Below are 10,558 nucleotides of genomic sequence, written 5' to 3' on the forward strand. Positions count from 1 at the left end.
ATGGGTTTCAGACGTTTTACTTTTTAATTTTTAGCAACTAACTGTCAAACTCCCGTATTTTTTTATATTAAATATTATGACTTTTTAAATTCCTTTTTTTCTAAAACCATTATTCCCCTTTCCCGTTTCATCGTAAAATTTTTAAATTTATATTGAAAAAACACTTCATTGAGTGTATAATATATTCATTGCAATATGGCCCATTGGTCAAGCGGCTAAGACGCCACCCTCTCAAGGTGGAAACAGGGGTTCGATTCCCCTATGGGTCACCAAAGTGATGAAATGACGGTTTTTTGTTTATAATAACAAAAACCGTCTTTAATTTTAACCATAAACAAGCAATAACTATAAAAATTTATAATGAGGTGAAATATGGATTATAAGAAGTTGGCGGATATGCTTTTTCCGAACATAACAAAGCCGGTATCCTATTATGAGGATACTGTATTTCCGAAAAGAAACTTAAGCGCCGGAGCAAAAGTTACCCGGTTGGCGCCGAGTCCGACAGGCTTTATTCATCTTGGCAATCTGTACGGAGCCTTTGTGGATGAACGTTTAGCCCATCAGAGCAACGGTGTGTTTATTCTTCGCATAGAGGACACCGATGACAAGAGAAAAGTTGAGGGTGCAGTGGAAACCATCATATCCTCTCTGGCATTCTTTGATCTCAAGTTTGATGAAGGAGCAGGCATCAACGGAGAAACAGGCAATTACGGTCCGTATTTTCAGAGCAACAGAGCTGAAATTTATCAAACTGTGGCCAAGCACTTGATTGAAATGGGCAGGGCTTATCCATGCTTCTGCTCCGAAGAAGAACTGGAGGAAATAAGAAAGCAGCAGTTAGCAGAAAACGTAAATACAGGATATTACGGCAAATGGGCTGTGCACAGGGATTTGACCCTGGAAGAGGTTCAAAAGCATCTGGAAAACAACGAAAGTTTCGTAATTCGTTTTAAATCCATGGGTACTCCGGAAGATACTTTTGAAATTGACGATGCTATAAGAGGCCGCCTTTCCATGCAGGCTAACTTCCAGGACATAGTGCTTTTGAAGGCTAACGGCATACCGACTTACCATTTTGCCCATGTGGTTGATGACCATTTGATGAGAGTTACCCATGTGGTAAGAGGAGAAGAATGGCTTTCAACCCTGCCGATTCATTATGAATTGTTTACAACATTGGGTTGGGATTTGCCGGTATACTGCCATACAGCTCATTTGATGAAAATAGACAATGGAGTAAAAAGAAAGCTTTCAAAAAGAAAGGATCCGGAATTGGGGTTGGAGTACTACATGCAATTGGGATATCATCCCGCAGCGGTAAGGGAATATCTTATGACAATATTAAACTCCAATTTTGAAGAGTGGAGAATTCAAAATCCGGACAGCAATATAGAGGATTTCCCTTTTTCTCTTGATAAAATGAGTAATTCCGGTGCTTTGTTTGACTTGGACAAACTCAATGATATAAGTAAAAATGTTCTGGCTAAAATTCCGGCAGAAGAAATTTATGATTTTCTGCTTAAATGGGCTAAGGAGTATAAAAAAGAAATCGTAAACCTCTTGGTAGAATATAAAGATTCGGTAATAAAGCTGCTGTCGGTTGGAAGAAACCTTGACAAACCGCGAAAAGATTTAATTTATTGCGAACAGATATTTGAGTTTATCAGCTATTTCTTTGATGAATATTTTACAATAGCCGATCAGTATCCCAAAAACATAAACGAAGAGGAAGCCAAAAAAATACTTAAGGCATACCTTGAAACATACAATCACAATGATGACCAAACCCAGTGGTTTGAAAAAATCAAGGTAATTGCGACAGAGAACGGTTATGCGGCAAAACCGAAGGACTTCAAGAAGAATCCCGATATGTACAAAGGACATGTGGGTGATGTAAGTACCGTTATAAGAATTGCCATAGTAGGCCGCAGCAGTTCCCCGGACCTTTGGGAGATACAGCAGATTATGGGTGAAGAGAAAGTAAGGCAAAGAGTTCAAAAATTGATATAAACAGTATTGTGAAAAAAGCGATGGATATTTGGTCCATCGCTTTTTTTTGATAACATTATGCGCAAAATGCCACCCCTCTTGTTTCCACTTTGCGGACTATTCCCTTTATTCTTGCTGCCGCATCCAGCAGAAATTGAGGATTGTGGGAGCCCTTTATCCCCTTTCCGCTTATATCCCGGTATTTTTGCAGCACATACAATCTTGCCCCGGCAATATCATTTGCTATTTCCAAAATATCATCCATATCAAGCCCGGGAGCGACAGTGGTACGAAACTCATAGTCTATTTTGCTGCTTTTTATAATCTCAATGCTTTTCTTAATTCTTTCAATATCCACCTTAGCGCAGCAAACTTCATTGTACTTGCCAAAAGGAGCTTTTACATCCATTGCAATATAATCCACCAGTCTTTTTCGGATAAGGTTTTCAATTGCTTGGGGATTGGTTCCGTTGGTATCCAGCTTTACCGCATATCCCAAGGATTTGACCTTTTCCATAAAGTCTTCCAAGTCTTCCTGGAGTGTAGGCTCCCCTCCGCTTACAACCACACCTTCTATAAATCCCTTTCTTTTTGTGAGCAACTTAAAAACCTCATCACTATCAATTAACTCCTCGCTGTTTCCGGAAATCAGCGTCCTGTTGTGGCAATAAAAGCAATTCATATTGCAACCCGGAGTAAAAACAATAGCTGCCAGTTTTCCCGGGAAATCCACAAAGGAGTTGTTATGTATACCTGCAATTCTCATGACACCTTCTCCGCCAGTCTAAATTTTTTCCTGCTAAAATACTCTTCCTTTTTACCAATATTATAGTTTGCCACCGGTCTCAAATACCCCGTTACCCTTGACCACACCTCTGTATCGCTGCCGCACTCGGGACAGCAGAAATGCTCACCCTTTATGTATCCATGGTCTTTGCAGATACTGAAAGTAGGAGTAATTGAGATATAGGGCATTTTATAATTCGTAAACACCTTTCTTATAAGGTTTTTGCATACATTTATATCCTCTATGCTTTCGCCCAGATAAAGGTGCTGAACCGTACCTCCGGTATAAAGGGACTGGAGTTCATCCTGAAGGTCCAAGGTTTCAAAAATATCATCCGTGTATTCTACAGGAAGCTGGGTTGAGTTGGTGTAATACGGGATATCATGTCCTGCCGTAATTATGTCAGGATATCTTTCCTTGTCAATTTTGGCAAGCCTGTAGGATGTTCCTTCTGCAGGAGTAGCTTCCAGATTGTAAAAATGTCCGGTTTCGTTTTGGAATTCCAATAAAACATCCCTCAAATAATGCATTATTTCAATAGCAAATTTCTGCCCTTCCTGAGTAGTTAGATCTTTTCCCATAAAGTTTATGAGTGCTTCATTCATTCCCACGATTCCAATGGTATTGAAGTGATTGAACCAGTATTGCCCCGTCCTTTGCTTAACGTTTCTAAGGTAGTGGGCGGAATAAGGATAGAGTCCTTTTTCCGTCTGCTGCTCAATTATTTTTCTCTTGATTTCCAGAGAAGTTTTGCCTATATTGGCTATTTTCCAAAGCCTTGCTTTAAATTCGCTTTCGGATTTGGAAAGATAACCGATTCTCGGAAGGTTGATTGTAAAAACTCCGATAGACCCGGTGAGAGGGTTGCTTCCAAAAAGCCCTCCTCCTCTTTTTCTCAATTCAGTAGTGTCAATTCTCAGCCTGCAACACATAGAGACAGCATCCTCCGGTGACAGGTCAGAGTTTACATAGTTTGCAAAATAGGGTATGCCGTATTTGCAGGTTATTTCCATAAATTTATCAACTACAAGACTATCCCAGTCAAAATCCCTTGTGATATTAATGGTTGGTATAGGGAAAGTAAACACTCTTCCCTTGGCATCGCCTTCTAACATTACATCACAAAAGGCCATATTAAACATATCCATCTCTTTCTGGAACTCTTTATAGGTTGCATCCATATATTTTCCGCCGATGATAACCGGCTCATCTTTTAAAGTGTTTGGAACTTTTATATCAAATGTAAGGTTTGAGAAAGGACATTGAAATCCTACTCTTGTGGGTACGTTTATGTTGAAAACAAACTCCTGAAGGCACTGTTTTACCTGTTCATACGTCATATTGTCATAACGTATGAACGGTGCGCAATATGTATCAAAACTGGACCAAGCCTGAGCCCCGGCAGTTTCTCCCTGGGTTGTAAAAGTGGAATTTACAATTTGCCCCAAAAATGATCTTAAGTGCTTTGCAGGCTTGCTTTCCACCTTGCCGTTAACACCGCCGAATCCGTCTAAAAGGAGCTGGCGCAAATCCCATCCTGCACAATATGGGCCGAAAAAGCCAAGGTCGTGTATATGGCAGTCTCCGTTCTCATGGGCCTCCCTTACTTCGGCAGGATAAATTTCATGGAGCCAGTATTTTTTTGTAAAAGTCTCTCTCACATAATTGTTAAGGCCGTTTACACTTTTTTGAGTGTTGGCATTCTCCTGAATATGCCAATCCTTGTCTCCAAGGTAGTCGGAAAACATATTAATAGTGGCCCCCACCAAGGCATTTAAATCCCTGGCACTTTTTCTCTTCTCACGGTACAATATATAAGCCTTTGCAGTTTTGGCATGACCGTTTTCAATCAATACCTTTTCTACGATGTCTTGGATATCCTCCACACCGGGTATCCTGTTTTCAAACTTTTTGTTAAGTATTTCATTTACCTGGCGGCAAAGCTCTTCAGCACGGCCAAAATCGCTTCCTCCGCACGCAGTGGCAGCTTTAAAAATCGCCCAAGTTATTTTTTCCGGCTGGTACTTCTCAACTCTTCCATCCCTTTTTGAAATTTTCGTAACCATTATGACATCTCCCATCTGATTTTTTTCACAGAAACAGAAATGCTCTGTATGCAGAACAAATTGATACTCCCTGAAAAAATGAAAAAACATAGTTTCTAGAAAAAATGTGATCTATTTATATGGACATGAGGACTGAAACAACCTCTAAATTGAAAAGCTTAAGGTTGTCTGAGAAAAACCCAAGGTATCCACACCTCCCTATCCTCCGTAGAGCAATGGTGTTTTGAACTTATAGGCAGGTTTTCTGACTTAGAATCATCGACGTTTCAAGCCTTCCCAAATTATCATTCAGTGGCATAAAATTGAAGCGTCTCCTCATTACAGCGGCGGGACCGTGCAGGATTCTCACCTGCTTCCCTTTTAACCTGAGCTAAACAATAGCCCCGGCACCTATACCGTTTTCAATATGTTGTTATGGTTAATTATACCATGCACTATATATAGTGTCAATATCATTTTTGAATTTCCGGACTATTATTTTTAATTATTTTATAAAGAACTGATATTCTTAAATCCCTGCAAGCCTGGATGCAAGCTTTACTGCAGCATAAGCATCCTCCGAATATCCGTCCGCGCCGATTTCTTTTGCATAATCGGCATTTACTACCGCTCCGCCAATCATTATCTTGGTGTCAAGTCCTTCTTTTCTAACAAGGTTCACAACTTCCCTCATTTCAAGCATCGTTGTGGTCATAAGAGCTGAAAGACCGATTATCGGTGCCTTTGTCTCCTTCACCTTTTTTACTATTTCTTCGGCGCTTACGTCCTTTCCGAGGTCATATACTTCAAAACCGTAGTTTCTAAGCATCAATCCCACTATATTCTTCCCTATGTCGTGTATGTCTCCCTTTACGGTGGCAAGTACTACTCCCACCTTGCTGCCTTTTTTGTCTTCCGATTCCTTCTTTAGAAGAGGCTCTAAAATTCCAAAGGCTTCTTTCATTGTCTCCGCACTTTGAATAAGCTGGGGCAGAAAATATTCTTTTCTGTCGTAAAGGTCGCCTACATGGGTTATGGCAGGGATAAGATATTTATCCACTATTACCGAAGGCTCTGTCCCGTCATTTAATGCATTATCGATATACTTTCGAATATTCTCCCTGTCACCCTTTACCACGGCATCATACACTTTTTCAACAGAGCTTGCCGTATCTTTTTTCTCCGAAACCTCCGGCATGCCACTCTTTAAAGCAGCAAAATGCTCAATATATCTCTTGCTGTTCTTATCTTTGGCCTTCAATACATCCGAAGCCATTTTTATGCTCATAAGCGTATCACTGGACGGGTTTAATATGGCCATGGTAAGTCCGTATCCGATTGCCATGGCAAGAAAAGCCGAGTTGATCCATGCTCTTTCGGGCATTCCGAAAGATACATTTGAAAGGCCCACTATTGTTCCGCAACCAAAACTGTCGGTACACCATTTTATAACTTTTAATGTCTCAAGAGCCGCCTCTTGATCGGCCGATACAGTCATAACAAGTCCGTCCACTATGACATCCTTTTTCATATATCCCAACTTTGACGCTTGATTAAAGACTTCTTCCACTATACGGCACCTTTCCTCGGCACTTTTAGGCACTCCGGCATCACTCAAAGGCAGGATTATAAATGCCGCACCGTATTTTGCCGCAATCGGAAGAAGCTTCTCAATTTTGGCCTTTTCTGCCGAGATAGAGTTTATAAGGGCACGGCCGGGATAAATCCTAAGAGCTGCCTCCAGAACCTCAGGTGAAGAAGAATCCAGGCAGAGAGGAGCGTCGGAGATGGAGGACAAAAGCTCCACCACCTTTATCATTGTCTCTTTTTCATCTATTCCGGGCATACCCACATTAACATCCAGTATGTTGGCTCCTTTTTCCACCTGCTCTATGGCAAATTGCCTTACCAAAGATGTCATGCCCTGCCTCAATTCCTCCTGCAGTTTCTTTTTTCCCGTTGGATTAATTCTCTCTCCCACCACTACCACAGGTTCGTTGGCATCAACAAAAACCGTCCTTCTTGCGGAGGCCAAGGCACAAATCTCTTTAGGCTGTGGAGGTATAGGACTTAACCCCTCCATATTTTTTCGAATCTCTCCAATGTAAAGCGGAGATGTACCGCAGCAGCCACCTAAAAGATTTACCCCCGCTTCTATGAATTCCCCGATGTAGCTTCCAAACTCTTCTGCTCCCATGTCAAACCGGGTTTTACCGTCAATCAGTCTTGGAAGACCTGCGTTTGGCTTGGCAAGCAGAGGCACTTTTGCATAGGGTTTCATGGCCCTGATTATTTTTATCATATCTTGAGGTCCTGTGGAGCAATTACATCCAACGGCATCCGCACCAAAGCTTTGCAAAATGATTAGAGCCGACACAGGATCGGTTCCTGTAAGGGTCCTTCCGCTTTCGTCAAAGGTCATGCTCACGCACACAGGAAGGTCACAGCTTTCCTTTACGGCAAGCAAAGCAGCCCTTGCTTCCTGTATGTCCATCATGGTTTCTATTACAAAAAAGTCCACACCGCCTTCCAAAAGGCCTTTTACTTGTTCCTTGTAAATATCCACTGCTTCTTCAAAGGGCATGTCTCCAAAAGGTTTTACGAATTTTCCGGTAGGCGCAAGGTCCCCGGCAACAAAGCCATTTTCACCAACAGCCTTTTTTGAAAGCTGTGCCAGTTTTCTGTTTATTTCAACCACCTTGTCACCCAATCCAAATTCGGAGAGTTTTATTCTGTTGCCTCCAAAGGTACAGGTATAGACAGCATTTGACCCTGCGTTTATGTAATCTTTTTGAATATCCAAAATCACATCCGGATTTTCAATTACCCACATCTCCGGGCATACCCCGCTGGGCATTCCTCTCTTTTGAAGCTCGGTACCTGTGGCACCGTCAAGAACCAGTATGTTTTTATTTAAATAATCCAAAAAATCTTTTTTATTCATTCCAACCAACCCCTTCCACACCTGCTATAGCAATGACCGATTTTTCGGGCACCAGCATAAATCTTTCCGTGATACTGATTCCAAGTCTTTCTAAATTCAACGTATCAAAAATCAATTTCTGATTCGACAAAGGAAGGTCTCCATAACCGGGACTGTATCTCATTTTGGTAAGCTTCTTTCCTTCTCTCCTTATCATTCTGTTAATGAAATCAACCATCCAGTCAAGAGCGGCATCTGCCGTTTCAGAAGCCACAGCATCTAGAATTACAGCAAAAGCACCATCTTTATTTATCTCATCCACTATCCTGTCCACAATTTCCTTTCCCACCGTAGCTGCCATCAAGACAACATCCATACTGCCAGAAAGAAGTTTTGACAGGCTTTTGCTCTTTAAAATCACACCATTTTCAAGTTCAACGAATTCTTCATCCCTTTTTGTTATCTTAAATGTTCCGAATACTCCCTTTGTGTTGCACAGCATCAAGCCCTTGTTTATATTTTCCGCAAGTTTTTTTTTATAATTGTCATCCAATATCGTTGTGGTTTTCCTATAGCCCAGTCTTGTAAGAATCATTCCGTTATCAGGCACTGCCGGAATGTGCTCAAAGAATTTAAGACCTGTGTGTTTCTCCATAAATACTCACCGTATAATTGCAATAGTATAATAATTATATATTATGAGAAAAAAAAATCAACCATAAATGAGCCGATTTTACTTTTTAGCATTCAATACTTTCTTTTTTGGCTTAAAGCTCGCAACAGCAAGGCTTACAAGAAGTACAACTCCTCCATATCCTACAATAGGATAAAGATATTTTACCATATTGGAAAACCCCAGCTGACTTGCTGCCAATGCCAAAAGGGTTGCTCCGATTATATAAAACTTCGCTTTATTTTCATTTATGTCTGTAATCCTCGCAGAAAATCCATATAAGCTTCCAACAGCTGTGGTATATATTTCTCCGATAAGCACTAACGCATATATAATTTGCAATACATAGGACAGGCTTCCGGCAAGATAAATCATAGGAATCTCCATATTCCGGACGATTTCAATGTTTCGTTCCATGGCAAAATAAATGGCTATTGCCGAGCCTCCAAGCCCAATTCCTCCAAGTATTGCCCCATTTCTAAGAGCACTCTCATTCTTTGCCTGCACTCCTAAAGGACCCAATACCGAAATGGCCAGCACCATGTTGTACGAAACATAGAGAATGGCAGCCCAAAGCCAGTTGCTAATCAGTCCGTTTGCTGACGTTGGCACCGTTGCTGCAACAAGTTCATAACTCCTTGACTGAGGCGTTACAAGGATAATTGATGCCAGGCTGATACCCACCGCTGAAGTAATCAAAAAGGGAACCACTGCGCTGATGGAGTTTATTACCCCTTTGATTCCCGTAAGTACGGTCAATGCTGTAAAAGCAGCCATAAATATATTCCCCCAAAGGGGATTAATACCAAACTGTTGTTTTACCAAGGCACCTGATCCTGCAATCATTGCAGTAAGAGCACCAAACAGGAAAAAAGTAATCAGCCAGTCTGTTAAAGTGCCTAAAAACCTTCCGCCGGAATGCTTGATTATCTGAAGGTGAGATTCTGCCCCAAGACTTCTTCCTATTCCCATGATAATATAGCCGAATACCATAAACAAAGCTGTAACAACAAGCAATCCCCAAAGCCCTTTTAAACCGAAAACCGCAAAAAATTGAAGCATTTCCTGCCCGGATGCAAATCCCGCTCCCACCACAGTTCCTATATATGTTGCTGCAACTTTAAAGGTTGATATTCTATTATTATCCATCCCTTTTCATCTCCTTTGCCTGCCAACTTAAAAAAAACTTCAATATTTAATTTGCCCTTTATAAAACTTCTTATAGTATGTAATAAATACTATGGCACCTATAATGGAGCAAATAAAACCGGCTTATATTGATAAATTTTTTTGAATATTTTATTTGATTTAAAAGAAACTAATAGTGAAATACAAATGAGAGGAGTGTTTTATATGTCTCAAATTAACCAATTGGAGCTTCAGAATTTAAGACACCTTATTTATTCTCATGAAACTTCGGCAAAAAAATTGGAAGCTTATGCACAGCAGGCTACAGACCCGCAGGTAAAACAAATGTTCCAAAAATCCGCTCAGGATGCAAGAAACACCAAACAGCAATTAATGTCATTCTTAAACTAAAGGAGGTAAATAACAATGCAGGACAAAGAAATGGTGAATGACGTCTTGTCACAGATAAACAGCAGCCTTACAGGTTATGCAAACTTTATTTCACAATCTTCCAATCCGCAGTTGAGACAGACTTTACAGCAAATAAGAAACAGCTGCGAAACTTTTCAGTACGACCTCTACAAACTGGCAGAGCAAAAGGGATATTATCATGCAGCTGAAATGGCAGACCAGAGCGATATTTCACAGGTAAAATCCCAGTTTTTATAATACGCAACAATAAACAGCGACCGATTATATCTTCTTTAATCAAAAACGGCTTCACTTAGTTTTGAAGCCGTTTTTGCATATATTCATCATTAGTATTATAATTACCACATACCAATGCCCATTATAAATTGATCGTACAATTCCCTGACTCTGTCATATACCATACTGTCCGAATCCTTTTTATCATTCAAAAAATGTGTCAGGTCCATAAGTCCGTTTATCCTAGTATCGTAGCCGTTTTCTTTCAATACATCATTAATCTGCTCGAAAATTTCTCTTTCACTCATTTTATTACCTCCCTAATATTTCTTCATTTTTCTCTCGTTTTCTCACTCAATCAT

Annotated in this window: 9 protein-coding genes, 1 tRNA gene and 1 riboswitch; of the genes, 4 read left to right on the forward strand and 6 right to left on the reverse strand. The window is 40.5% G+C overall.

The annotated features are described in order from the left end of the window. Window positions 1-197: 197 nt before the first annotated feature. Window positions 198-272: transfer RNA gene (locus PLH43_RS11455), tRNA-Glu, on the forward strand. Window positions 273-372: 100 nt separating this feature from the next. Next, window positions 373-2,013: a glutamate--tRNA ligase gene (gltX, locus tag PLH43_RS11460; RefSeq protein ID WP_324363210.1), complete on the forward strand. Its 1,641-nt coding sequence runs from the start codon at window positions 373-375 to the stop codon at window positions 2,011-2,013. A gap of 55 nt (window positions 2,014-2,068) precedes the next feature. Here gltX and PLH43_RS11465 read toward each other — a convergent pair whose 3' ends face one another. The 5 genes from PLH43_RS11465 to PLH43_RS11485 form a co-directional block, all read right to left on the reverse strand. Next, window positions 2,069-2,758 carry an anaerobic ribonucleoside-triphosphate reductase activating protein gene (locus PLH43_RS11465; protein WP_324363212.1) on the reverse strand — a complete coding sequence of 230 codons (690 nt, stop codon included), beginning with the start codon at window positions 2,756-2,758 and terminating at the stop codon, window positions 2,069-2,071. Next, window positions 2,755-4,845, reverse strand: coding sequence for a ribonucleoside triphosphate reductase (locus PLH43_RS11470; protein WP_324363214.1), 2,091 nt, complete (start codon window positions 4,843-4,845; stop codon window positions 2,755-2,757). The genes PLH43_RS11465 and PLH43_RS11470 overlap by 4 nt, the downstream gene beginning before the upstream one ends. Window positions 4,846-5,061: 216 nt before the next feature. Further along, window positions 5,062-5,254: riboswitch (cobalamin riboswitch) on the reverse strand. Window positions 5,255-5,353: 99 nt separating this feature from the next. Further along, entirely contained in the window at window positions 5,354-7,768 is a 2,415-nt protein-coding gene (locus tag PLH43_RS11475; protein ID WP_324363216.1) for a homocysteine S-methyltransferase family protein, read from the reverse strand. Continuing rightward, window positions 7,761-8,402 (reverse strand): methionine synthase, encoded by a 642-nt coding sequence (locus PLH43_RS11480; RefSeq protein ID WP_324363218.1) that lies wholly within the window; start codon window positions 8,400-8,402, stop codon window positions 7,761-7,763. The genes PLH43_RS11475 and PLH43_RS11480 overlap by 8 nt, the downstream gene beginning before the upstream one ends. A 78-nt stretch (window positions 8,403-8,480) precedes the next feature. Next, the gene (locus tag PLH43_RS11485) at window positions 8,481-9,569 is read right to left on the reverse strand and encodes a hypothetical protein (RefSeq protein ID WP_324363220.1); all 1,089 of its coding nucleotides are present in this window, start codon (window positions 9,567-9,569) and stop codon (window positions 8,481-8,483) included. A 204-nt stretch (window positions 9,570-9,773) separates the two neighbouring features. Between PLH43_RS11485 and PLH43_RS11490 the strand changes: the two genes are divergently transcribed. Both PLH43_RS11490 and PLH43_RS11495 read left to right on the forward strand, forming a co-directional pair. Next, window positions 9,774-9,959 carry a hypothetical protein gene (locus PLH43_RS11490; protein ID WP_324363222.1) on the forward strand — a complete coding sequence of 62 codons (186 nt, stop codon included), beginning with the start codon at window positions 9,774-9,776 and terminating at the stop codon, window positions 9,957-9,959. Between the two features lie 15 nt (window positions 9,960-9,974). Next, a complete protein-coding gene (locus tag PLH43_RS11495; RefSeq protein WP_324363224.1) occupies window positions 9,975-10,217 on the forward strand; it encodes a spore coat protein in 243 nt (80 codons plus the stop codon). Between the two features lie 101 nt (window positions 10,218-10,318). Here the strand turns inward: PLH43_RS11495 and PLH43_RS11500 are convergent, their stop codons facing one another. Beyond that, window positions 10,319-10,504: a hypothetical protein gene (locus PLH43_RS11500; protein ID WP_324363226.1), complete on the reverse strand. Its 186-nt coding sequence runs from the start codon at window positions 10,502-10,504 to the stop codon at window positions 10,319-10,321. Window positions 10,505-10,558: the final 54 nt, after the last annotated feature.

Origin of the sequence: Acetivibrio sp. (assembly GCF_035371925.1) — a bacterium.
Taxonomy (GTDB): domain Bacteria; phylum Bacillota; class Clostridia; order Acetivibrionales; family Acetivibrionaceae; genus Hungateiclostridium.

Excerpts from the sequence above, each read along its gene's own strand:
- gltX (WP_324363210.1), top strand. The coding sequence starts at position 373 with ATGGATTATAAGAAGTTGGCGGATATGCTTTTTCCGAACATAACAAAG.
- PLH43_RS11465 (WP_324363212.1), bottom strand. The coding sequence starts at position 2,758 with ATGAGAATTGCAGGTATACATAACAACTCCTTTGTGGATTTCCCGGGA.
- PLH43_RS11470 (WP_324363214.1), bottom strand. The coding sequence starts at position 4,845 with ATGGTTACGAAAATTTCAAAAAGGGATGGAAGAGTTGAGAAGTACCAG.
- PLH43_RS11475 (WP_324363216.1), bottom strand. The coding sequence starts at position 7,768 with ATGAATAAAAAAGATTTTTTGGATTATTTAAATAAAAACATACTGGTT.
- PLH43_RS11480 (WP_324363218.1), bottom strand. The coding sequence starts at position 8,402 with ATGGAGAAACACACAGGTCTTAAATTCTTTGAGCACATTCCGGCAGTG.
- PLH43_RS11485 (WP_324363220.1), bottom strand. The coding sequence starts at position 9,569 with ATGGATAATAATAGAATATCAACCTTTAAAGTTGCAGCAACATATATA.
- PLH43_RS11490 (WP_324363222.1), top strand. The coding sequence starts at position 9,774 with ATGTCTCAAATTAACCAATTGGAGCTTCAGAATTTAAGACACCTTATT.
- PLH43_RS11495 (WP_324363224.1), top strand. The coding sequence starts at position 9,975 with ATGCAGGACAAAGAAATGGTGAATGACGTCTTGTCACAGATAAACAGC.
- PLH43_RS11500 (WP_324363226.1), bottom strand. The coding sequence starts at position 10,504 with ATGAGTGAAAGAGAAATTTTCGAGCAGATTAATGATGTATTGAAAGAA.